We start from the raw sequence: 22,976 nt of genomic DNA, 5'->3' as shown, positions 1-22,976 counted from the left end.
TCTTTTTTATTTCAATTAGTTATAAGCAGTAAAGTTAATTTAACAAACACTTTCTCTTCACTATCTCGTATTAATCTCCATTCGCTGCGATTCGATAATACTCGATGAGGCTTGAGCTCTTATCGCCGATTCACTAAGCTTTTCTGAGACATCGACCCTCACTCGAATCTCCTCAATGGCCTGCAGGTAATCCTTGTAGTTTTCCAAGTAGAAAGAAAGCGCCTTGGAGAACTTCTGTCCGAGCATTCCGTCCAGGAAGAGACGAGATACCTCCTGGTACTGAGACAGCGTCTGCTGGAAGCGTACAAACACCAGTCTTTCTTCCGCACTCATCTTGCGAAGTTCGGACATGAAGGCGTATCTTGCGCAGGGCTGGTAGTACCAGATGTACATCAGGTCTAGCGAAATCACAATGCACTGAATCTCCATCGCCTTCGACTTCATCGAAATCATGTTGATGAATTCGGAAGGATTAGAAAGGAGCGAGAGAATGTCGTTCTTCGGGAACGCAAGTTCAAGCTTGGTGAAGCAGTCAAACAGGCCTTTGACGCCCATCTTAAAGTCTGAGGTACGCAGACGATAGTTGTTCTGACGATCCGCGACACTTTCGATCACGCCCGCAACGGTGTCAGAAGCAAACTTGGAAACAATCGCGGCCGCAGGCACTAGAACCGCCGCTGCGGGACCGCCCGTCAGAATCGGAATGATCATTGCCAGTACAAAGTTGTAGACCATCGCCACCGGAATCGCGAGCACGCTTCGGAAGAGATTTCCAACGACCGCGGTCTTCGGAAAGCCTCGGAAGATATTGTGCGAAGAGATATACAAGCCGTTCGCAAGCGCGATGATCGAGAACACCAGAAGCGGCGCTTTATCTACAGTGATGCCGAGCCAATGACCGAGCAGGATGTTGCGCGTAAAGCCTTCCAGCAGCACGACCGACATGCCTGTGTACATAAGCGAATCACTCACGCGGGACCAGTTCACAACCTGAGTCCAATTAATGCGCATACCCTGACGGAATCCGCCCGCCGCGATCAGCGCCTGAATAATGTTACGGACACCGGTGATACTGAACCAAATCAGCGCGCCGAACCAAGCAAGCACCCACCAGTTCTGCGTCATCATGAACGTGAAGAACGCCGGAACAAAACCGATGGAAACCTTCAGGATGTTTAAAAGCGTGGTATTGGTGTACGCAAAGCCCTGCTTCTTACCGTTTTTTTCTTCGCTCTGCTTATGAACAAAACCGTTGGAATCCGCAGGCGTCTCACCGCCCAACGTAATGATGTTTCCTTTATCCGTGAGAGCGGCATGCGCGTAGCCGGCTTCCCAGACTCGTTCGTGTTTTCTGCCGAGTTTGGAGCATCCGGTCTTTTCTTTGAGCCATTTAATCCAGCCGGGCGAGTGCTCGTTTTCCGAGTACACATCCACGCATTTAACCGGCACTTTAAGCGGCAGGCTGAACGGGCTGAATCGGGATTTTTTACCGATCATTTTCTGCGCGCTCGCAGGAAGCGTTTCCGGCACGGCAAGCCCCATGCCAAAATGCGAACCCAAGAGCGTCGTGGAGTCCGTACCGAATCGACTTCCAAGGGGCTGGCGGCGGTAGAAACTCAAGAGCAATGGAATGTTTTCCAGAATCTCGGTAAATACCGCCTTCTTCTGCGGATGCTCCTGCACCTGCGGAAGCGCGAGCATCGAAGAAATCAGACGTTTAAGCTTGATGACGTTTCTTTCATTGATCGCGTGCTGCAGATCATTGATCTCCTGAATATTCTCCTGTGACCCAAGCTTCCACTCCTTCATGTTGAAGACTTCCAAGTGCGAAATAGCGCCTTCCGTATCCCACAGAAGTTCCAGCACATCGACAGCGCTCAGCCGACTTGTCAGCAAAGTGGCGCGCGAATTCGCACGCACAGACTTGAGCATGGAAAGCAAAGACGCGATATCAATATTCAGAAGCTCCGGACGATCGTCATCCTGAGGAAGGCTCAGCGACTTAATCTCGGAGTTGCGGCTTGGTCTCAGATAGTTCTGATACAGATGTGCGGACGTGAGCTCATCAAGCTTTGCCAAGGAAGCGTTCAAATCGGCTTTTTCGTTTTCGGCCGCGGTGCCTAATGCCTCTCGGATTTCCTCCGCTCTCGCTTCAAGAGCCGGAAGAATGGACTTATGCGTAAATTCAGCCAAACGAACTAAGGAGGTTTGTCCGGTTCCGATGAATGCTCTGAACTGCTCTTCAGAAAGTTTCGGCAGTTTCAGGCCGTATTCTTTTTCGATTGCCCGGGCGTGCTTCTCGTTAAAGGCAGCAAGCGTCTCAAGGACTCGCTCACGCGCCCAAAGTTCTACCTTACGGCCCTGAGCCATTAAACGAACAACATCCGGCTTCTGCAGGAAGTCCATCACGCTCTTCGTATCGGTAAACCCTCTGGGCGTCCAGAGAATCTCTACGTATCGATCGTCAAACTTGGCTTTGTATTTAATGCCTAAGCGGACGGAAATTTCCATGATGCGCGCCGCCTCAAACAACTCGTAAACGGCGTGCGGATCTACATAGTTGTAGTACACGACAGACAGGCGTCGGATGCCCTTTACACGAGCATCCATCACCAGGTAAGTCGGGTTCTTGCGGCCCATGGTATTTGAATCATGAACATGGTCATCCATGGTCTTCTGATTCCACTCCTCCGGCATCTCCAGAAGATAGTATTTCGTGAGGAAGGAACGGACGATACGAGGGTTGCCTGCGGCAACCTTTTGGAAGTCGTGAATCAGACGAAGCTGCTCTTCTTCATTGCCGCGAGAGCGGACAATGTCCTTCATGATCTGAATCAGCACGCGGGCGGTATTGAACTTAAAGGGCGTCTGAGCGCTGTAAAGCACTTCTTCATGAAGTGTTTTAAGCGCGGACAGTCGCTCATTCATTCCTTCGATGCTGTTCAGTCTCTGCAGAAGGTTAATGACGGCCATTGCCATGCGAACTTCATGGGTGGTGACCATATTCTGGATACCGTGCGGATGCAGACTGGTATTAAAGGCCTCCTGCTCTTCGGATGTCGCGGGGCCGTGGTCAATCACCTCGTTGATGCGTCTGAGCAGTTCTCTGTCTTTTTTATCGAAGTTAAAAGTTTCTCTCACGTCTGATTCTTTCCGGGAACTTTTGAAAACCTTTAATAATACGGGAGGTTATTTATTCGCGTTAGGTGGAAATTACCTACTCGGTAACACTTTTCCCAAGAACGTGGGGTATAGCTGTAGTGACGACGATTTGAAACGAATTTCTCGTTCATTTCTATTAACCAGCTCTCCTTATTCATATCCACATCACAGGCACTTCATCAAACGGCTGTTTAATCCCAAAACAAATAAAGGAGACCATAAGGTCTCCTCATGCCCGTCACAATCAGACTACTTTACCTTCAGTTCAATTTTGTGACATTGAGAACACATGTTAACTGACGGTTGATGGCCCTTATGACACTCTTCGCAAGGCTGATCGCCCATATGCGTATAGTGAGGATTAGGCTTGAGATCCTTAGTCTTTTCTTTCATAGCCTCAAATCCGCCATGGCAGCTTTGACATTTTTCAGTCGGAACCGCCTTTGCAGGGGGATTCTCCGAATGACAAGCCGCACAGTTCTGTCCCTTCTGAACATGTCTGTCCGCTAAAGGAGCGGCGTTCTGAGCAAACACCGAAACCGAAAATAAGGCTAAGAAACCCGCAAAAATAGAGGCTAACAACTTATGTTTCATTTCATTCTCCTTATTTGCCTGTGATTGCATGTCTTGCGGCGATTCTTCCCATCGCCACGCCGCTCGTAATTTGGCAGCCCGGAATGTCTTCCGCATACCAGAGGCCGCCTGCAGCATTACCGGCTGCGTAAAGTCCTTTAATCGGAACATCATCCAAATCAACAACCTGCGCATGCTCATTGATCTTCGGTCCCCCAAAAGTAGCCGCAATACCGCCGCTCATCGGAATGGCATAAAACGGCGCGGTAGAAACAGGGTGCGGTTTCTTTCTGTTGTGAGGGGGTTCCAGTTCAGAACCTTTATTTTTAGCGATTGCCTCGTTGAACTCTTTTACGCTGGCAACAAGATTTTTCTCATTAATGCCGGCTTTCTTAGCTAATTCAGCGATAGTGTTGGCCTCGTAAACAGGGCTGTTCAATCTCTTGAAGCGGTCTAAGAGTTTGGTAAGGATATTGTCTTCATCGTTTGTCTTGATGTCGCAAATGATGAACGTCCGATTATCAGGAGTTACCTGCGGCAGAAGCTTAGAGCGTATGGCCTGCCCCAAGCTTTCATCTACACAGCGCTTGCCGTCTTTGCCAACAATCATTCCGTATGCGGAGTTGCTGACACGAGCCGGATTTGCATGCGTTTCAGGAACAATCGGACCAGCGTAAAACTCTGTCATGTTTACAAGTTTTGCGCCAAGCGGTCTGGTCATAAGAATATTTTCGCCGGTGTTCCTCATGGAGCCTCTCAAGTTCAGTCTTGCAGCCCACGGACCCATGTACATCACGCGCATTTCTTCATTAGCCGAGAATCCTCCGGTCGCGATAATCACGCCCTTGGCAGCCATAAACGACTTGACTCCTTCAGGTGTTTTCGCCTTGACGCCAATGACATCCCCATCCGGATTTGTGATAAGTTCAAAGGCTTTCGTGTTCACAAAAAGTTTGACTCCGTCGTCCTTTGCTTTCTTAAGAAGCCTTCTCATCAGAATAGATCCGCCGGTAGTTCCGTCTGTGGTCATAAAGAAAGCTCTGGACAAATTTGGCGCCGGCAACCCCTTTTTCAGCGTCAGAGGAACGCCCATGTCGATAAGCCAGTCAATACTTGGGCCGGATTCCTTGGCAAAAGCCTCGATCACTTTTTTATCTCCAACCCCTTGTGTTTCGTGCCAAGCATCATTGACAAATTTCTCGAGAGTGTCCCCGGTCTCTTTTTGATAGCGGCTTCCTACGCCGCACAGACGTCCGGAAGCATAAAACGTGTTGCCGTCAGGACGAAGCGCCTTTTCAAGAACTGCGACAGAAGCTCCTAATGATCTTGCTTCTATGGCTGCCGCCATACCGGCCGCGCCGGCGCCTATCACGATAAAGTCAAACTTGTTCGTCTTGGATTCAGACGGTTCCTGTGCGTGAACCAGCTCTGCGGTACTCATGATTCCTAAAGAACCGAGCCCAAGCTTAAATAAATTGCGTCGCTGCATAAGTTCTCCTTGCAATTTTTATTTCAAATGAAACTGAATGAAATTTTAATTACGCAATAAATTTTTCAAAATTAGTAGTTTTACTAGCTAATAATTCCAATTTTTCACAATACAGAGAATGAATTGTTGATTAAAATGAAATCTAAATTTCAGAAGAAACGAATGATGCAGCAAACTGAATTAGCCAATGTTCCAAATTTTTTAAAGCTTTTAGAAGTAAAAGCTCAGCAGCTATCTCGTCAGCACAGAAGAATCGCAAATTTTCTTCTGCATAACCATCTGGAAGCGGCTTTCCTTAACGCTTCAGAACTTGCAGAAAGAGCCGGAGTCAGTTCGGCAACAGTTGTGAGATTCGCAACTGCGATGGGGTTCAGCGGGTTCCCTGCCCTGCAGAAAGAGCTTCAGCAAATCGCTCAGGGTTCAATTGGAAAACATGAATTTCTAGCGGTTGAAGCTTCTGACAAAGACGATACTCTGTCAGCAACCATCAGACAGTCGATGAAAGCTTTAAAAACTTTCTCCGAAGAATTGGACAATGAAAATTTTTTAAAGGCCGCCAATACGCTGTACAGGGCCCGCAAAATTGTCACCGTTGGCCATAAGGCGAGCTTCGGCGTTGCGGTTCATGCTTCGTATGTCCTCGGTAAGGTTCATAAAGATGTTCGCTACATTCAGGGAACTGATGAATTTGATGCCTTTTCCGCAATCAACGATCTTTCTGAGGAAGACGCCGCTTTAATTTTTACAGTGATTCACTATCCGCGGTCAACGCTGAAGCTGATAAGACTCTTGGCAAGAAAAGGCGTCAAGATCATTGTCGTCTCCGACTACAGAACTTTTGACGAAATCAGTCTTGCTGAAGTGTCCCTGCTGACACCTCTTCTTTTTCAGGGGTTCTTGGACATCATGTCTCCCATGCTCGCACTGACTGACGCCCTCGCCTATGAAATCTACAAGCTCGATGAGCCTGTCGCGAGAAAACGATTAAAAGAATTCAATGAATTTAACGAGCAGGACGGAGCTTTCCTTCAAATCTGCCGGTTCGCCGAATAAATTCAAGCGATAAAGAACCAAGGAGAGACTATGACGATAGGAAGGTTTTTCTTAGCTGCGTCATTAGCACTGCTAGTCTTTTTTGGTAATAGTCGAACAGTTCATGACACATTCAACCGCTTAGGCACCTTCGATTACTTTTTTGCTCCTCTTCTAATCCTCTATTTGGTATCTGTCTTGGAGCGAATTCTTGATCGACTAAGCGTGATCTCGTCGATCGAAAACTATCTGGCGGATCGGAATTTAACTCGTCTGTCCTATGCGTTCATCCCCGGGCTAATCGGTTTGATTCCGTCTATAGGCGGCGCGCATTTTGCCTGCTCCATGTTTCCGTCTTCAGCTGGGAAAAAACTCTCAGGCTGTCAGCTCGCCGCGATTAACTATTTTTTCAGGCACTTCCACGTATACAGCAACCCGCTGATCACGGGAACCGTCTTGGCCTGCGCCATTACAAACACTTCTTTGTGGTTTGTCAGTCTAACTTTGCTTCCGCTCACTTTGCTTACTTTCCTATTGGGCTGGAAGTTTCTGATTCCGAGTTCTAAGAAATATTCAAAAGAAACCGGCCACTCAATCAAAAGCTCGATGAGCTTGAAAATAATCCTCGTATTCGTTTCAATCTTCATTGAAACTCTGATCTTTTTTCTCTTGGATATAAAAATCTTCTTCTGGCTGGCAACCGTAATTTTTACGCTGGCATTGGTTTCACCTCAGACCGTTTGGGAAGCTTTCAAGCCAAGCAAAGATAACCTTTTTCTACTCTCTGAGGTCGCGTTCATCCTAATATTTGCTGCTGTTATCAACTCGCTTGGGATCAATCAGCTACTGACAAACTTCATATATTCGAGCGGTGTTCCTACAGTCCTCACATTTTCTCTTGTTACTGTCTTTTTGGCTTATATAACAGGGATAAGCCAAGCGTATGTTGCGATTGTCATGCCTCTGATCGTCGGCTTAACCGGAAACCAGTTCAACTTAGTGTGCTGGCTGTTAGCGCTGGGATTCTTTATCCAATACTTAACTCCCGCTCATTTGTGCCTCATTGTTTGCGCTAAGTACTTCAAATGCTCGGCATTCCGTCTAATTCAGCAGATCTTTCCGCCGGTTGCTCTGGCTTTTCTCTTATGGTCTCTAGGATTTTTGGCGTTTTGCCTTTTCTAAGCCATACAGCTCGATCTTTTCTGCTAAACACTTTCCAATTTGAGTTCGGACGCTTCTACATTAAGTAGAAACCATTATGATTATCGGCAAAGCTTAAAGTTACTCCCGATTATTTGGAAAAATGCAAAATGCCTAGCTCAATCATTCAGAGGCTTGCCTCACGACACTCCGTGGGCGCAAAGTTTCTAACAGAACCCGTACCCACAGCAAAGGATTATGAAGAGGCCGCTCTGTGGGCCTCTGCCGCACCGGATCACTGCAGACTGCATCCGGTGCGTTTCGTCATCATAGAAAACCGCGCCAAGCTCGCGGACTTCTTCGAAAGCGGTGCGCTTTCCATGGGTGCAGATGCCGAAGAAGCCGCAAAAGCACGCAGCAAAGCGACTAAAGCGCCCGCTGTCGTCGCGGCTATCGCAAAAATCAGCACCGACAACGCCCGTGTCCCGGAATACGAACAGTGGATGACCGTTGGCGCTGCGGTTTCTAATTTTCTTTCCGCGCTGGAAATCAAAGGATTCGGCGGCAAGATCGTGAGCGGATCCAGCACCAAATACCCGGATGCGGTTAGAGCCTTCTGCAGAAAAGACGAAGTCATCGCCTGCTGGATCATGCTCGGTACACCTAAAAAAGACGCTCCGACTCCCCAGCCTAGGGAACCGATCGAGCAGCTGCTGACCTATTTTTCTTAAACTTTTAATCAGACCTTTAGACACGAGGTGCCTTCTATGAAACGATTTTTCATGTTAGTCGCAGGCATGTTTATGACTGCCACCATGCTGACGGGCTGCGGATACAACGAAATCCAAACGCTCGACGAATCCACTAAAGCAGCATGGAGCGAAGTGCTGAATCAGTATCAGCGCCGCAATGACCTGATTCCTAACGTCGTGAACTCCGTCAAGGGCGAAGCGGATTTCGAGAAATCCACCCTGACAGACGTCATCAACGCCAGAGCTAAGGCCACGTCCATTCAGGCGACTCCGGAATTGATGGAAAATCCCGAAGCGTTCAAGAAATTTACACAGGCTCAGGGCGAATTAAGCAACGCTCTCTCACGTTTGCTCGTCACGGTAGAACGCTACCCTGAACTCAAGAGCAACGCCGCCTTCCAAGAGCTGAGAGTTCAGCTTGAGGGATGCGAGAACCGCATCGCGATTGCACGCAACCGCTACATTAAGACGGTTCAGGAATACAACACTTATATCCGTCAGTTCCCGCAGATGGTCTGGGTCTGGATCCTCGGCTACAAACCTAAGGCTCAGTACACGGTAGCTGATGAAGCCGCTATCACAACTCCTCCAAAGGTGGACTTCGGTGGAACAACTGCTCCTGCTCCGGCCAAGTAAATGGCTTAGTTTTCTAGCCGCTTTGATCGTCAGCATCGCAGCGCTTTTCTGCGAAGCAAACGCGGCCGATCTGCTTCCGGTACCGGATGTTGCCTATGTCACTGACACGGCAAATATCCTGACACCGGAGCAGAAACGCTCGCTCGAGGCAAAGCTCGCTTCCTTTGAATCCAAAGTCGGCTCTCAGATCGCGGTCATCATTGTCCCCTCCACAAACGGAGAGCCGATTGAGGATTACGCGCACAGAGTCGGGGATCAATGGAAACTCGGACGTAAAAATGTCGGTGACGGACTGCTCTTTGTCGTCGCTGTTAATGATCACAGAGTTCGCATTGACGTGATGCGCGCCTTGGAAGGCATCATCCCGGACGTCACCGCGTCCCGCATCCTTAACGAAGCGGTCCTTCCGGCCTTCAAAACCAATAATTACTATCAGGGCATCAATCAGGGCCTCAATAGAATCTTTGCGCGCATTGAGGCGGGCAATCTGCCGGCGCCCGACGCAAAATCTTCTGATGAAGGCAACTGGAACATCTACGATCCGGATGAAGCCCTTTGGGATCAGCCTTGGGTCGCAGTGATTTTCATCGGCTTTGTGATCACCATGATGTTAAGAGAGCTAATGGGCCGCAAATCCGCGCCCATCGCCGGTCTGGCAGTCGGCGGACTCTCAGCCTTCATCATGCAGTCGCTCACAGCGGGCATTATCATTGCGCTCGCGGTGGTCGTCATTGCCATGTGCATCCCGAGTGCTGTTCTTGAGGCCGGCGCTCGGCGCACTGCACGCATGTATTCTCAGGATCGACGTTATCGCAGTCGAAATAATGGAGGCGGTTTCGGCGGCTTTGGAGGATTCGGCGGTGGCGGCGGATTCGGCGGAGGCTTCGGTGACGGTGGCGGAATCGGAGGCATGGGCGGCGGTGCCGGCTCCGGAGGCGGAGGAGATTCCGCCGGCGGCGGCGCAAGCGGGAGTTGGTAAAAATGTCAGTCGGAAGAATACTTAAACATTGGGTAATGTCACCAATCCCGGTGACCATGGCCTTTCCTCAGTCTTCTCTGAACGCGGTGTCCCGCTGCATTGAAGAATGCGAAACCCGGACCAGCGCGGAATTCCGCCTGATCATCGAACGCAGCATTCCTTCTAAGGATCTGAGAAGAAACATCACAGACGCCGATCGGGCAAAAGAGCTTTTCGGCCAGTACGGCGTTTGGGACACGGAAGAGAACAACGGCATTCTGATTTATCTCAATCTCAGCGATCGCGCGATTGAGATTTATCTGGACCGAGCGGCCGCACGCGTCGTCAAGCAAAACGAACTAAACGAGATCGTCAAGGAAATCGAGGAAAGTTTCTCCAAGGGCCGGTTCGAAAGCGGCGTCTGCGACGCGTTCAGAGAACTCACCAAACTGCTTGCGCCGGCGTTTCCAAATAAGCCCGTTGAGAACCCGGTACCAAACGAGCCGGTTGTCCTTTAATCATCCAAGCCCGCGCCACCGCGGGCTTTTTACTTTCCCCTGAAACTGATTCATCAGCGAACAAAGCGCAGGGCTGTCTTGTCCACAATAAAAAAAGGACGCAAAGTCCTCCTTTAAGTCGTTTAGATTAGAGACGCTCAGTTTCTTGTATGCGGAATTTCTGTGATTCTCGACCGTCGTCCTTTCGCTAAGTTCGAGCGCCTCCCCGACTTGCTTATTCGAAAGCCCTCTGCTGAACCTTTTTAATGACTTCATATCCCTGCGGCGACAGCCTCTTCAAATGCTCCTTTCTCTGCCACAGCGATGGTCCGTGTGTAAGCGGGTCCTCAAGAAGCGCCTTTTTCTCTGTCTCAAAGAAAAGACTCTGCTTTGCAATTTTTGAGCAAATCAATCGCGCCTCTTAATGGCAGGCACCGCGGCTCTATTTCTCTATGAGCCCCAAAAAATGACCGGATGTTTACAATATCTTCCCTTCAAAATACTCTTCCCTTCTTCGCCGCTCGCGTAGGTTGAACGTCCGCCTCTTCTCGGTTAGTTAGCGACATGATATGAACTCAGCGAAGATTTTTAAAGACTACGGGTATTGGTACACTGATCTCCTTGTATGCCATAGCCGGAACAGCCCCAAAATTTCCCAAATTTTCCCTCACGAAGCCTCATTGGTCTTCCGCACTTTTCACAGATCATAAAGGAATGGCCGCAATCGGGATTTGTACATTTGCTGACCGTTACATTATCAATCGCCGGGTATCCGCATTTCTCACAAACTCTGGCTTTACCGACGGGACAGCCTCTACCCATGCTGCAAAGATAAAAATCGCCATTTTTCCCGGAACATTTTTTAAAGTATCCTTCTGAACAATGAGGGCACTTAAAACGACTTCGATACGTTTTTTTGAAAAGCGGAGAAACAATATTGATGTCATAGTGTTGGGACAGAAGTTCTGTGACAAAGGGGGACACGGCATATGGATCAGCGATTATGTGCAGCTGGTTTTTAGGACGCGTCATCCCCACATACATAAGGCGTCTCTCTTCTGAGTACGGAAAATCATCCGCTAAAGGCAGCAAAGCCGCAACTATGGCCTCATCTCTATTTTCGCTTGGAAAACCAAATTTTCCTTGCGTCAATCCCACAAGTATGACGTAATCGGCCTCGAGTCCTTTGGCTTTATGGAACGTCCAGAAACGCACTCCCTCTATTTTTTGTGCAGCCGCTTTTATATCGTCCAGGAAATGGTTGTATCTGGCGATAACCGCGATTGATCCGTCACGATCATTCTTTCTCAGCTTCCTGATTATCTGAATGGTCTTTTCCACCCATTCTGCACCCCCATCCGACCCTAGATGATCATGCAGAAAAATTTGAGACTTGGAAACATGAATCTGGGCGTCAACATCCTTTTTGATTTGATTCGGGTTATCTGTAATAAATTTTTCTGATACGGCCGCAATATTATCGTGGTAACGAAAGGTGCGCCTCAAAAATGTTAATGTTGCATTTCCAAAGTACTCTTCAAAACGAGTGGTGTACTCTAATTTACCCCCAGCAAAACGATAGATGGCCTGCCAATCGTCTCCCACTACTGTTAGAGAGGGACGCGGGCCGTATTTTACGAGACTGAGCACGAAGTCTTTTCTTGACGTAGAAATATCCTGAAATTCGTCCACAAGGATATATTTCCATTTTGGTCTAAATGTTCCGGAATTAATAAGGGCGGACGATTTAAGAATCATGTCGTCAAAATCAATTGATGAAGTTTTGGCAAGTTCCGCTCTATAGTCCCTCAAAAGCCTGGTTACCAGTTGCGTCTTGAGTTTTAGTTCTTGTACTCCGGCATCCTTAAAGCGCTTAAAAATCTGACTTTCATCCAAATTCTCCACACGCACGGCGACAAGAACCTTCTTCAGAACTTCTCCCCATAAACTGATCTTTTCTGTGTTTTGTTGTATGACCTTCCTTAGTGTTTCTTCATTCAGGACATGAAGGCGGATACCGTGTTCCTTAAGCTTCTTTTCGAGACCGGACAATAGAGTTCCTTCTGTCCACTCGTAATGATAGGTCTCAATAAGAACCGTCCCCTGCTCGCGATGCAGGTCCCTTTTCTTCTGCATGTCCGCTCTATATTTAGCAGAATCAATGTCTTTGCGGGTCCTCCCCTGTCTATCCACACCAAAATGTTCTATATAGATATCTGTTCCCGCTATATGGAAATCCGGACGGTAGTCAAGGTTAGATTCAATGCGTCTTTTGGCAACATACCGTTCTTCATAGTTGTAATCCACCCCATGTGTAAGCAGAAAATTGGCTATTAACATTTCCTGATAGCCGCGTGTTTTCTCTCCTTTTAACGTACGGAATTCATTGTCGCGAAGGCTCCTTTCATAATCCAACTTGCCATCGCATTCGAATGGATCAAAAGGCTCAGGGATGAAGTGCAGGAAAGAGAGAAAATGTTTAACATCCTCGCTAATCACTTGATCGAGCCACTTAGTGATCCATGCGTTCATACGGACAGAGTCTTCGGCCAGAATACTAATAGTCGGTGTAACTCCGGAGTCGACAAGAATTTCACGCCCCAGTGCATGAAAAGTAGAAATTTTCGGCCGGCATCTGAGATTTAGCTTTCTTTTTCCAACCCCTGTTCGAAAACGTTCCTGTACTTCTAAAGCCGCATCCTTATTAAATGCCAAAACCAAGATTTCGTCAGGTTCGCACAAACCGCACTCAATAAGATCAAAGATTTTTGAAACAATAACTGATGTTTTTCCCGTACCGGCAGCCGCCAATACAATATTCCTGTCATTGTTTCTTATAACCCCCAGCCTTTGTTCATCTGTAAGCGGATGGTTCTCGATCTCATCAAAAAATCCCTTGCGCTCCGCTAGCTTTAATTTTTCGTGTTCCGCTCTAAGTTTTTTTATGTTTATCGGAAGATTTTTGTAAATGCGTTTGATATTGTTCCGGTTATCCTCATCAATTAACTCTGCATTATCGATATTGGGTTTAAACAATAAAGTTTTTTCGCCTAGTGATTGCAGCAGATCTTCCCAAGAATCCCTTGGATAATGCGCAAGGGTGAGGTGGTCGAACTCCGTTACGTAAGATGAAATCTTATCGTTGAGGTCCTTTTTAAGCCTCGAATTCAAGAAGTCTCGTAATTGCAGGGCTTGATCTTTTTTAAACAAGCCTAATTTTTTCGAAGTTCCGTCGTTAAATTCAATGTATGTCCCGAATAATCCTTCTTTATGATTAATAAATGACAGAACGTTCTCATATGGTACTTCTTGGACGATGCTGTCATTCTTGCGAATGATGAGCGCATCATTTGTAGCGGCGACTGAGTCATATGCCCTACAACATAAACGTCCAAAAAAAGATAACTTAGCTTCTACTTTATTTAATTGTTTTGTATCAACCATATGTATCTTTATGCGGTTTTACAACAGAATAAATAAATCCTCAGCGGTATTGAGTGCCGCCTGCAAAACTAGTCATCCAGAAGATTCGGGGGCAATCAACCTCAGCAAAATAATTAAATAATTTTATTTCTATTTACGTAGTTAGCAAATAATCATAATTCCTATCTTTTATCGCAGAAATACTCCTCAGCAGCTAACCATATATTGAGCGGTTTCTTAAACAGAGACAGTTCGCTTGCGGAAGAATTAAAGCCCGGGATTTATCCAACCTATCGCGTAGGTCTATTGAAATTTGACTGCTTGGGCTGAACGCCCTCCTAGGCTTTATCCGGCAACGAAACTGTAAAAACGCGTCTGGTGTATGAGAAGAGAAATGTCTAATAGTCTCTAAGCGAAATGTCGAACAAGGTATTATCTATGAGCATTTTCGCCTGGCTTCCATTAGAGAATATGACAACCTCTGGATTGAACGAATAGTGATAATTGAACGATCGGCAGTAAACAGCAAAACGATCGTCAATAAATATTGCGCGGTCATACTCGCAACCTTCAAATGTCCAATCCGTTTTAGCTGGTTTTCCTCTATCCTTATAACCTGTGACATGTCCTTTATGGATTACCTGGTATCCGACGAGGTTTGAAAAGTCTGTCTGCGCACTTAACGACGAGGAAATCAGTAATAAGGGTATAGTCAAAAATAATTTAAGTCTGCTCAAGGTAAATTCTCCCAGTGAGTTCTTTTAGCTTACGAAAAACTATTTTCTTCTAGATTTTTTAATTTCAAATGAGATTCCCCGACAATACTGCAAATAACATCGTTAGAGAAGCGTATCTTGACAGATTTGTTGGATGTGCTAGCAGAATAAGCCATTGCTGAAGAGCGACTAGACATCCAGTTGTCACGTTTATTTTGGATAACTTTATAAAGCCATCCACGAGAGATGACTTTTATTTCGGTTCAGTTTGAAAATGTGACACATGCTCAATGCATCGCCATACAGAAGATTTCCTTTTGTGCAAGATTCCTATGAACACTTTCAAAAAACTTCTGATTACAGAAACCGATGATCTTTATATGCTTCAGGCAAGTGCAATGCCGTTGACTGATAAAATACAGGCTCCCTATTTTTTACTTTAAAAGTAATCATCATGGAATTGTCTGCTTTAACCGCTGTTTCCCCGCTTGACGGCCGCTACGGACGCCAAACTGAAGCCCTGCGCGATATCTTCTCTGAATTCGCATTTATGCGTGCCCGAGTCACCGTCGAAGTCGAATGGCTCATCGCACTTGCCGAGTTCAATCTTCCCGAACTTAAAGATCTCTCCGAAGAGGACAAACTCTATCTGCGCGGTCTGGTTTCCAGTTTCTCCGTCGAAGACTGCAAAGCCATCAAGTCCATCGAAGCAACAACCAACCATGATGTAAAGGCTGTTGAATACTGGATCAAGAGCAAAATGGAAATCAACGAGCATCTCGCCGCTGCAAGCGAGTTCGTTCATTTCGGCTGCACTTCAGAAGACATCAACAACACGTCTCACGCCTTAATGCTCTCCGCAGGACGCGAGCTGCTCTGCTCCCACCTGCAGACCATTATCAATAAGCTCAAAGAATTTGCGCACGAATGGGCCGGCGTCTCCATGCTTTCTCGCACACACGGCCAGCACGCTTCTCCGACCACTGTCGGTAAGGAAATGGCCAACTTCGTCGCTCGCCTTGAAAACGCGGTTCAGGCTATTGAGTCCGTCAAGCTTCTCGCGAAGATGAACGGCGCTGTCGGCAACTACAACGCCCACACCATCGCTTATCCGGACCGTGATTGGCCCGCTTTCTCCCGCAACGTCATTGAAAACCGTCTGCACCTCACGTTCAATCCCTACACTATCCAGATTGAACCGCATGACTACATGGCTCAGCTCTTCAATGCGATCACACGTGCCAACACGATTCTCATTGACTTGGATCGCGACGTTTGGGGCTACATCTCTCTGAACTACTTCAAGCAGCAGCTCAAGGAAGGCGAAGTCGGCTCTTCAACCATGCCGCACAAAGTCAACCCGATTGATTTCGAAAACTCCGAGGGCAACCTCGGAATGGCAGACGCCTTCTTTACATTCCTCTCACAGAAACTGCCGATCTCCCGCTGGCAGCGTGACCTCACTGATTCAACAGTCCTTCGCAATTTAGGCGTTGCTTTTGGCTACAGCATCGTCGGCTACACCTCGTTAATGCGCGGCCTCAATAAGCTGCGTCTGAACGAAGAAGCGATCTCCGCGGATCTGGATAACTCTTGGGAAGTTCTGGCTGAAGCGATTCAGACCGTGATGCGCCGCTATGGAGTTCCGCATCCCTACGAACAGCTCAAAGCGCTGACACGTGGAAAGGGCATTACACCGGAAACTCTGCATGCCTTTGTCGCCCAGCTTGAAATCCCGGCTGACGCGAAAGAATCTCTGCAGAAGCTGACACCGCACGATTACATCGGTATTGCTGAGCAGCTCGCTAAAGACATCTAATCGTCTTTACAGAAAAAACCGCCGGACGTTTCAACGCACGGCGGTTTTAATTTTTTAATGCTTTAAATTTAGAGAGTTCTAGAGAAAAGCATCCGCAAGAATGCTGACCCAAGTAATAAGGGCAAGTGTTAGCGCAAGAAGCACCGCGGCGCTTCCCAAGTCTTTGGCTTTGCCGGAGAGCGGATGAATCTCTCCTCCGAAACGATCCACTACCGCCTCAATCGCGGAATTGAGTACTTCCACAATCAAAACAAGAATAACGGAGCCGATCAGCAGAAGCTTGTAAACCAGAGAAACCGGCAAAAGCACTGCGACCGGAATCAGAATGACAGCTAAGACGGATTCCTGACGAAAAGCGTCCTCGGTTTTCCAAGCTGCTTTAAAGCCCTGAGCAGAATAGCGCGTCGCGTTAATTAAACGTCTGAGTCCAGTTTTGCCTTTAAGTTCAGAGGCGTCTTTCGGTTGCGGTTTTATCATTGATCAATAGTTAAAAAAGACCGCCGAAGCGGTCTGTTCGAATCAGGATTACTTAACCTTCTGTGCCAGAACGCCTTCGCTATAGAGGCGAGCCATTTCCGGAAGCGGCAGCGGGCTGATCTTGGAAGCCTGTCCTTCGCATCCGAAAGCAAGGTATCTGGACTTGCACATCTCAACAGAAGCCTGTTTAGCGACCTTGAGATAAGCTCTCGGGTCAAAGGCTTCAGGATTTTCTACGAAGTACTTGCGAATTGCGGCAGTCATTGCCAAACGAATGTCAGTGTCGATATTAACTTTGCGAACACCGTACTTAATCGCTTCGACGATTTCTTCAACAGGCACGCCGTACGTTGTGCGGAACTGGCCGCCGTATTTGCGGATTTCTTCCAGGTATTCCTGAGGAACAGAGGAAGAACCGTGCATCACGAGGTGTGTGTTCGGAATACGCGCATGAATTTCTTTTACACGCTGAATCGAGAGGATGTCGCCAGTCGGCTTGCGTGTGAACTTGTATGCGCCGTGACTTGTACCGATCGCAATCGCCAAAGCGTCAACCTGTGTTTCTTTGACGAATTCTGCAGCCTGATCCGGATCAGTTAAAAGCTGATCACGAGTCATTTCAGCGTCAGTGCCGTGTCCGTCTTCCTTGTCGCCCTTCATGGTTTCGAGAGAACCGAGACAGCCAAGTTCGCCTTCAACAGAAACACCGACTTTGTGCGCAAAGCCGACAACTTCCTTTGTCACGTCCACGTTGTATTCGAAAGTCGAAATTGTCTTTCCGTCGCTCATGAGGGAGCCGTCCATCATGACAGAGGAGAATCCAAGATCGACTGCGCCCTGGCACACAGCCGGGCTCTGACCATGGTCCTGATGCATACAAACAGGAATATGCGGATAGGATTCAATAGCGGCCTTGATCAGGTGTTCAAGGAATCGTTCTCCTGCGTACTTACGAGCGCCTGCTGAAGCCTGCATGATGACAGGAGCATTGACTTCGTTAGCGGCCTGCATAATGGCCTGAACCTGCTCGAGGTTATTGACGTTAAAGGCGGGAATACCGTAGTTATTTTCTGCTGCGTGGTCAAGAAGTTGACGCAACGACACAAGAGCCATTTTTTTCTCCGAAAGTTAGAAGAGTCCAACAGAACCCTAATCTGGTAATTTTACCTAAAGTAAATCAATGCGGACAATCCTTTTTGTCTTTGGCAGCCGAAGAATTGTCACTTTTCCCTTTAGGGTGAAACCTAAACCACACACTTATTGTCAAACGACTCAGAGAAAAGATTTGCCTCCGCTCCTCTCGATTGAAAACGGCGATTCTTCTGCCCATACGTTCATTCCTGCGGCTCTCTGGAATTGTGAACTCTTTTTCCAGAGTCGGTCGTCTTAAAAGAGGGAACACTAAAAGTAAGCGGTAAATCTTATAATGCTCATGATGGGGTAGCTTATGAGCATCATGGACAGCGTTATGCAAAGCACCGTAGGGTTTGTTCTCCTGATCTTAATCGGTCTGGTCGGACTCCCGTTGCTTGTCTTGGTTCCAGTCGCAGGCGTCATTCTTGTATGGAAAGCTATCGGAGAGATTTCCAATCCCTTTTTTCGTGACTTACTGCACGGTCTTTTCTTGTGGTTTTTTCTGGTTGTTTTCGTCATCAAAACCACAAATATTAATTGGTTCCGTAAGCACCTCTGGAGGCTTCCTGAATTGAAAGATCCTCAATAAAATAAATCAATGAGGACAATCCTCTTTGACAGCCGAGGAATTGTCACTTTCCCCTCTGAAATGAAATCTGAACCAGGCTCTCATTGTCGAACACCGCAGCAAATGGATTTGTCTCTAAGCTCCATGGCGGAACATAGCAGTATTTCCCATCCATACCCTCCTGTGTTTTATGTCTTTTTTATTAGATTTCTTCTTTATGTATCATTAGGTTATCTTTTTTTGACAACCAATATAATAATTTCTATTCTTGAAAGCGTTAGGAGGTTCGACAGTGTCTGTGTCCCCATTATTGAAAGACTTTAAAAGAGAAAGGTTAGCAGAGTATGACCTTTATGCCATGGAAACTGTTGCCATGAATGAGAAAAAAAAGATGCTGATTCAAGTAACTCCGGATCCTAACCATAAGAGCGATGCTTATTTAAAATTGTATAACTCTTTCTCCAAGTCAAAAGCTACTAAGGTTGCTCGTATTTCTTTGTACAGTCCTACTTATGTTCTTCATAAACATGTAGAGCGGATGGCAGAAAAAGACGATTGGTTTTTAACCGCAAAAGAAAAAACGGATTTTATAGAATTTTTAAAATCTCATACTAAACATGAGCCTCTGTACACGGTTTGGCAAAAAACTATTCTTGCCTATAACAAAGAGTTAGATTTATTCGAAGAACAAACTAAGGAAAATTTATTACCTAACTTAAAGCACCCTGATTTTTTACCATTCAATCTGCCGATCCCTAATTATAGTTATCTATAAAAATATAGAAAAATGTCTTCGAGCTTCAAGAAAAACGTGGTAATCCTATAATGTAAAGAGGGGGGAACTTGGCATGGATCTCGTTACGTTGCTATTGGTGGGCATTTTTGGTTCTGCATTTCTTGTTTTTTACAGCTATCTTCTCGGTCTTTTTCTCCTGCCTCTTGTAGTATTGCTTCTATGTGCAGTTCTTATCATATGTTATGAAGGCCTCGGAGCATTGATTGAGGCCAACCCTGCTTGGCTGGAATATTTCGGTTATTTTTTGGGTTACATCATTGTGATTTGGCTTTTCTCAAAAACCAAAATCTACAAGCGCATGAACGATTGGTTGATAGAAAAATTAGCGCGAATGTATTGAAAGTAAGAAGAGCTGCTTTCTAGACGTCCATTGTTGGTCCGGGAGGAGTCGGCCACTACTTCAGTGTGGCGGTTGCTTGTACCTACGAATGCAAGGTCTCCATCACGAATGAGCCTTGTATTCAAACACACTTGATAGACAGTCTCACCATCTCAGTCAAAAACACTAACGAGAACGCGTCAATTTCGAACAGATGGAAAACTAGCGGAGAAAAATTAGATGAGAAAAGTTGGGCTTCCGGATGAACGCAGGTCTGTTCTCTTAACCAGTACGCCTACACCCGAGGTCTCTCTAGTTCCTAAAACAACGAGGTTGCCAGAAGCCACGTGTAAATGTTAATTTAAGTTCTCTAGGGAATCAAGACCCTCATGTATCTTCAAGAAGTTCAATTTAACGAAACACTTTAATCAAACGACTTAAATAACGTAGTTTCGTCCTTTTCAGTCCTATGCTGATTTCTACGGCATTCTCAATGGTTTGAACGGAGTTAATTTAAACGTTCAAGCCGGTGATAACTACCAGCGCGACCGCTACGACAATTAGCTTGTTTCAATTGTAAGAGGTGGTGGTTAAAACATAGGACAAGAACCGTCGCGGACAGGTGTATAAAGAATTTCTAGAAGAACTCTAAAAACACCAACAAACGCGGATGAATTCAAGGCTCTTATTAAATTATTTCGACAACTCAACTGAACGATAGGGACAAAGATATGAGAAGCTCAACTCCCATGAGACTTCATTTTGAGGGCTCCGGTCTGGACTCTCATCAAATGAGTGTCCGGGAACTTGCTCCATCTTTAATTGCGCTGAACAAACTCATCAAATCACTCAACGATGACATTCATGGAGACAAAGCCACTGCTCAGCTTCAAGTAAAGACTCTCAAACCGGGAAGCTTTGGGCTTGACCTTCTTCTCGACGCAGGCTTCCTTGAACAAGTTAAGGACCTTCTTACTTGTAATGCGACATATGCGTTCATCAACGCCCACGAAATAATTCAAATTATGCTTGAGTTGTTTGTATTAAAGCGTTGGCTTGCAGGCAGAAAACCTGATCTGATCGAAGAAAAAATTGGCAAAGATGATGAACACAATGTCGAGATCACAATTAAAGAAGAGAAACTTGCAGTCGATCACAGAACATACAACCTCTATTTTCATCATCCTGAAATCAGAGATGATTTGAATAGCTTCGCCTCTCCTCTGGCATCAGCAGGTGTGGACAAGATGCAGCTGTCTTCAACAAGAAGACAGTTCGTTTTAACAAGAAATGATTACCAATCTTTCATTGCCGATCCGGAGGACAAAGACTTTTCAGAAAACATTCTTCAGAACGTCGCTCTTTTACTAAAATCGCCATACTTTGAAAAGGATAAGAAATGGAAGGTCCTTATGGGCGATCAATCGATATTCGTTTCAATTGAGGACGTGGCCTTTATGAATCAAGTTCTTTCCAGAGAGGAAACGTTTGCGACCGGTGATGCTTTAGTGGCAGACATCGTTATGACTCAATCGATTGAAAACAACAAAATTGTGACATCGTACAAAGTCACAAAAGTTCTTGAGCATAAAAATTCATTACAGCAATTGTCTATGCTGCTCTTCTAGGATCCGAAGTCCTTACATTGAGCTTTATAAGTTGGAATTTAGAAGCGAAAATTGAAATCTAATAGAAATTTAGAAGTGAATACAAAAGAACGTTGCCCCAGGGACGAGAGCCATACTAGCCGCCTATGCCAAGCGCTTGACACGCACCCGAGGCTTAACTGGGCTGGGGCAACATCTCTAGTATTATTTTAGCAGAACTTCACCAAACAGCATAGTGAAAATTCACACTTCGAAAAAGTCGTCCCCTAACTTAACGAAAACAAATAATTCAAAATTTCAAAGAGTCGATGATTCCCCTCAACGATTCCAACGTTAGTCTCAACAGCGTCTGCCTCTAAAGATAGTCGACCACCAGGACAAGGCAATAGACAAACAACCTGCTTACATACTTATTTTTGATGAAGTTCACGACCATCATTAAACTCCGTAGAGATGTTCAAAACGGTTTCCGCATTGTTGCTGGGAACTATCCTAATCGTGGACATCTGCTAATGCCAGAAGCGAAAAAATGAAGACTCATATTGCCAACTGGAAGGGAGGGACAGAAGCAACAGAATTTAGAAACTGATTCTTAATTGTCTTCAGAAAATTGAACAGGTAATACTTAAAGAAGAACACTGTGGGAGCGTTCCAGGACAAGAATTCTTAGCCAAACTCTTTATCCACTCCTACTGCAGCGTCGCAGATAAGCTTTTCAAATTTAGAATCAAGGACGATCAAGTTCTTCTTAGATTTTTTCTTGTAAATTCTTACCAAGAAGAGATCGTCTTTAGCCACTTTCAAAGTTCCTTTATTTTTGCTAACTGCTGCATCAGGCTGCTGCGCGACGAATAAACAAACGCAGATCAACAAGGTTTGTTATTTACTTAACTCTCGAATTATTCGAAAAGTGAGTTCCAACCGGAGTCAAAAAGCTTAGAGTAACATCGAAGACACCGAAGATTGCCGTACCTAAAGGATTTATCTCCCGTAAGAAACGTAATTCAGATTGTTGGTTAAGAGTTTTGCCAGCTTAGGCATGATGAACTCTTTTAGGGATACCATCTAGGATACCAAAAGTTTTTGACTTGTCTCATATAGTCTCGGATAGCTACAGAGGCTAACGCCCTGTATTTATTGAAGATAAAGAAAAACCCTGTAAATTTACAGGGTCTCTCGGAATTCGGTTTGGTGCCCGGGACTGGACTCGAACCAGCACGCCCGTGAAGGCGCTAGCACCTGAAGCTAGTGCGTCTACCAATTTCGCCACCCGGGCAACCAAGAACCGTAATTCTACATAGACATCTTTAAATATGCAAATTACGGTTCTTGATAAATGTTACTAATTGTTATTCAGGCTTTCTGTGGCCTTCGACCTTGGCAACAAGCTGGCCGAGACGCATCACGTCGTAAACTTCAAACGGCTGATGAATCCAAGGATTATCACCTAAGTATTCAACGTAATAATCCGGCTCAACCTGCGAGCAGGACTTCCACCAAAGCACCGCGGTTCTCACTTCCGTAATGCCTTTGTAGTTGTTTCTCAGGTGCTCAGTCACGCGCTTAAACGTCAGACCGGAATCCACCAGGTCGTCAACCAGAAGAACCTTGCCTTTCAAAGAGTCCGGTCTGCTCGAGGCAATGTATTTGCCAATGTCGAGCGTGCCCTGGACAGTACCCGCTGCTTCTCGGTAAGAGCTCGTCGCCAAAATGTTCAGCGGCATATCAAAAATGCGCGACAGAATGTCGCCCGGTCTGAGACCGCCGCGAGAAAGGCATAAAAGAGAATCAAACTTCCAGCCGCTGTCGTAAACATTAAAGGCTAAAGTTTCAATTAAACGGTGATACTCATCCCAAGATACATGAAGGTCTTTCATT

The 22,976-nt window shown here is 46.2% G+C and carries 20 protein-coding genes and 1 tRNA gene; 11 read left to right on the top strand and 10 right to left on the bottom strand.

Features of this window, described 5'->3' with window-relative positions:
• Nucleotides 1-60: 60 nt before the first annotated feature.
• From E5987_RS05400 to E5987_RS05390, 3 genes are all read right to left on the bottom strand, one after another.
• Nucleotides 61-3,141: a hypothetical protein gene (locus E5987_RS05400; RefSeq protein ID WP_160335076.1), complete on the bottom strand. Its 3,081-nt coding sequence runs from the start codon at nt 3,139-3,141 to the stop codon at nt 61-63.
• 270 nt (nt 3,142-3,411) lie between these two features.
• Nucleotides 3,412-3,756 carry a cytochrome c3 family protein gene (locus tag E5987_RS05395; protein ID WP_160335075.1) on the bottom strand — a complete coding sequence of 115 codons (345 nt, stop codon included), beginning with the start codon at nt 3,754-3,756 and terminating at the stop codon, nt 3,412-3,414.
• 10 nt (nt 3,757-3,766) lie between these two features.
• Nucleotides 3,767-5,224 (bottom strand): FAD-dependent oxidoreductase, encoded by a 1,458-nt coding sequence (locus E5987_RS05390; protein ID WP_160335074.1) that lies wholly within the window; start codon nt 5,222-5,224, stop codon nt 3,767-3,769.
• Between the two features lie 162 nt (nt 5,225-5,386).
• Here E5987_RS05390 and E5987_RS05385 point away from each other — a divergent pair, with 162 nt between their 5' ends.
• From E5987_RS05385 to E5987_RS05360, 6 genes are all read left to right on the top strand, one after another.
• Nucleotides 5,387-6,277, top strand: coding sequence for a MurR/RpiR family transcriptional regulator (locus tag E5987_RS05385; protein ID WP_160335073.1), 891 nt, complete (start codon nt 5,387-5,389; stop codon nt 6,275-6,277).
• Nucleotides 6,278-6,307: 30 nt separating this feature from the next.
• Nucleotides 6,308-7,438 carry a DUF401 family protein gene (locus E5987_RS13465; protein WP_251569405.1) on the top strand — a complete coding sequence of 377 codons (1,131 nt, stop codon included), beginning with the start codon at nt 6,308-6,310 and terminating at the stop codon, nt 7,436-7,438.
• Between the two features lie 128 nt (nt 7,439-7,566).
• Complete coding sequence (locus E5987_RS05375) at nt 7,567-8,127, top strand: nitroreductase family protein (RefSeq protein WP_160335071.1); 561 nt, start codon at nt 7,567-7,569, stop codon at nt 8,125-8,127.
• A gap of 36 nt (nt 8,128-8,163) precedes the next feature.
• Nucleotides 8,164-8,784, top strand: coding sequence for a LemA family protein (locus E5987_RS05370; RefSeq protein ID WP_160335070.1), 621 nt, complete (start codon nt 8,164-8,166; stop codon nt 8,782-8,784).
• Nucleotides 8,753-9,763, top strand: coding sequence for a TPM domain-containing protein (locus E5987_RS05365; protein ID WP_160335069.1), 1,011 nt, complete (start codon nt 8,753-8,755; stop codon nt 9,761-9,763). The genes E5987_RS05370 and E5987_RS05365 overlap by 32 nt, the downstream gene beginning before the upstream one ends.
• A 2-nt stretch (nt 9,764-9,765) precedes the next feature.
• Complete coding sequence (locus tag E5987_RS05360) at nt 9,766-10,260, top strand: TPM domain-containing protein (RefSeq protein WP_160335068.1); 495 nt, start codon at nt 9,766-9,768, stop codon at nt 10,258-10,260.
• On the opposite strand, the gene E5987_RS13460 is transcribed toward E5987_RS05360, so the two are convergent.
• Entirely contained in the window at nt 10,261-10,515 is a 255-nt protein-coding gene (locus tag E5987_RS13460) for a response regulator transcription factor (RefSeq protein ID WP_160335067.1), read from the bottom strand. It abuts the gene before it with no gap.
• Nucleotides 10,516-10,827: 312 nt separating this feature from the next.
• Nucleotides 10,828-13,683 carry a UvrD-helicase domain-containing protein gene (locus tag E5987_RS05350; protein WP_160335066.1) on the bottom strand — a complete coding sequence of 952 codons (2,856 nt, stop codon included), beginning with the start codon at nt 13,681-13,683 and terminating at the stop codon, nt 10,828-10,830.
• Nucleotides 13,684-14,832: 1,149 nt separating this feature from the next.
• Between E5987_RS05350 and purB the strand changes: the two genes are divergently transcribed.
• Nucleotides 14,833-16,197, top strand: coding sequence for an adenylosuccinate lyase (gene purB / locus E5987_RS05345; protein WP_160335065.1), 1,365 nt, complete (start codon nt 14,833-14,835; stop codon nt 16,195-16,197).
• A 78-nt stretch (nt 16,198-16,275) separates the two neighbouring features.
• Here purB and E5987_RS05340 read toward each other — a convergent pair whose 3' ends face one another.
• Nucleotides 16,276-16,674 (bottom strand): diacylglycerol kinase, encoded by a 399-nt coding sequence (locus E5987_RS05340; RefSeq protein WP_160335064.1) that lies wholly within the window; start codon nt 16,672-16,674, stop codon nt 16,276-16,278.
• Nucleotides 16,675-16,722: 48 nt separating this feature from the next.
• Complete coding sequence (gene fba, locus E5987_RS05335) at nt 16,723-17,787, bottom strand: class II fructose-bisphosphate aldolase (protein ID WP_160335063.1); 1,065 nt, start codon at nt 17,785-17,787, stop codon at nt 16,723-16,725.
• A gap of 334 nt (nt 17,788-18,121) precedes the next feature.
• Here fba and E5987_RS05330 point away from each other — a divergent pair, with 334 nt between their 5' ends.
• The 4 genes from E5987_RS05330 (at nt 18,122) to E5987_RS05315 (ending at nt 21,119) form a co-directional block, all read left to right on the top strand.
• Nucleotides 18,122-18,397 (top strand): hypothetical protein, encoded by a 276-nt coding sequence (locus tag E5987_RS05330; protein WP_160335062.1) that lies wholly within the window; start codon nt 18,122-18,124, stop codon nt 18,395-18,397.
• Nucleotides 18,398-18,668: 271 nt separating this feature from the next.
• Nucleotides 18,669-19,151 carry a hypothetical protein gene (locus E5987_RS05325; protein WP_160335061.1) on the top strand — a complete coding sequence of 161 codons (483 nt, stop codon included), beginning with the start codon at nt 18,669-18,671 and terminating at the stop codon, nt 19,149-19,151.
• Between the two features lie 73 nt (nt 19,152-19,224).
• Nucleotides 19,225-19,512 (top strand): hypothetical protein, encoded by a 288-nt coding sequence (locus E5987_RS05320; protein WP_160335060.1) that lies wholly within the window; start codon nt 19,225-19,227, stop codon nt 19,510-19,512.
• Nucleotides 19,513-20,222: 710 nt separating this feature from the next.
• Nucleotides 20,223-21,119 (top strand): LAPAL motif-containing putative phage structural protein, encoded by an 897-nt coding sequence (locus E5987_RS05315; protein ID WP_160335059.1) that lies wholly within the window; start codon nt 20,223-20,225, stop codon nt 21,117-21,119.
• 645 nt (nt 21,120-21,764) lie between these two features.
• Here E5987_RS05315 and E5987_RS13280 read toward each other — a convergent pair.
• From E5987_RS13280 to E5987_RS05305, 3 genes are all read right to left on the bottom strand, one after another.
• Entirely contained in the window at nt 21,765-21,896 is a 132-nt protein-coding gene (locus E5987_RS13280; protein WP_255453142.1) for a hypothetical protein, read from the bottom strand.
• Between the two features lie 391 nt (nt 21,897-22,287).
• Nucleotides 22,288-22,374: transfer RNA gene (locus E5987_RS05310), tRNA-Leu, on the bottom strand.
• Nucleotides 22,375-22,447: 73 nt separating this feature from the next.
• On the bottom strand, nt 22,448-22,975 hold the full coding sequence (locus tag E5987_RS05305; protein WP_160335058.1) for a phosphoribosyltransferase: 528 nt from the start codon (nt 22,973-22,975) through the stop codon (nt 22,448-22,450).
• Between the last annotated feature and the right edge of the window lies 1 nt (nt 22,976).

Source organism: Parasutterella muris, assembly GCF_009767915.1.
GTDB classification, from domain to species: Bacteria; Pseudomonadota; Gammaproteobacteria; order Burkholderiales; family Burkholderiaceae_F; genus Parasutterella; species Parasutterella muris.
This window is presented reverse-complemented; position numbering and strand designations above follow the sequence as displayed.

Excerpts from the sequence above, each read along its gene's own strand:
- E5987_RS05395 (WP_160335075.1), bottom strand. The coding sequence starts at position 3,756 with ATGAAACATAAGTTGTTAGCCTCTATTTTTGCGGGTTTCTTAGCCTTA.
- E5987_RS05390 (WP_160335074.1), bottom strand. The coding sequence starts at position 5,224 with ATGCAGCGACGCAATTTATTTAAGCTTGGGCTCGGTTCTTTAGGAATC.
- E5987_RS05385 (WP_160335073.1), top strand. The coding sequence starts at position 5,387 with ATGATGCAGCAAACTGAATTAGCCAATGTTCCAAATTTTTTAAAGCTT.
- E5987_RS13465 (WP_251569405.1), top strand. The coding sequence starts at position 6,308 with ATGACGATAGGAAGGTTTTTCTTAGCTGCGTCATTAGCACTGCTAGTC.
- E5987_RS05375 (WP_160335071.1), top strand. The coding sequence starts at position 7,567 with ATGCCTAGCTCAATCATTCAGAGGCTTGCCTCACGACACTCCGTGGGC.
- E5987_RS05370 (WP_160335070.1), top strand. The coding sequence starts at position 8,164 with ATGAAACGATTTTTCATGTTAGTCGCAGGCATGTTTATGACTGCCACC.
- E5987_RS05360 (WP_160335068.1), top strand. The coding sequence starts at position 9,766 with ATGTCAGTCGGAAGAATACTTAAACATTGGGTAATGTCACCAATCCCG.
- E5987_RS13460 (WP_160335067.1), bottom strand. The coding sequence starts at position 10,515 with ATGAAGTCATTAAAAAGGTTCAGCAGAGGGCTTTCGAATAAGCAAGTC.
- E5987_RS05350 (WP_160335066.1), bottom strand. The coding sequence starts at position 13,683 with ATGGTTGATACAAAACAATTAAATAAAGTAGAAGCTAAGTTATCTTTT.
- purB (WP_160335065.1), top strand. The coding sequence starts at position 14,833 with ATGGAATTGTCTGCTTTAACCGCTGTTTCCCCGCTTGACGGCCGCTAC.
- E5987_RS05340 (WP_160335064.1), bottom strand. The coding sequence starts at position 16,674 with ATGATAAAACCGCAACCGAAAGACGCCTCTGAACTTAAAGGCAAAACT.
- fba (WP_160335063.1), bottom strand. The coding sequence starts at position 17,787 with ATGGCTCTTGTGTCGTTGCGTCAACTTCTTGACCACGCAGCAGAAAAT.
- E5987_RS05330 (WP_160335062.1), top strand. The coding sequence starts at position 18,122 with ATGAGCATCATGGACAGCGTTATGCAAAGCACCGTAGGGTTTGTTCTC.
- E5987_RS05320 (WP_160335060.1), top strand. The coding sequence starts at position 19,225 with ATGGATCTCGTTACGTTGCTATTGGTGGGCATTTTTGGTTCTGCATTT.
- E5987_RS05315 (WP_160335059.1), top strand. The coding sequence starts at position 20,223 with ATGAGAAGCTCAACTCCCATGAGACTTCATTTTGAGGGCTCCGGTCTG.
- E5987_RS05305 (WP_160335058.1), bottom strand. The coding sequence starts at position 22,975 with ATGAAAGACCTTCATGTATCTTGGGATGAGTATCACCGTTTAATTGAA.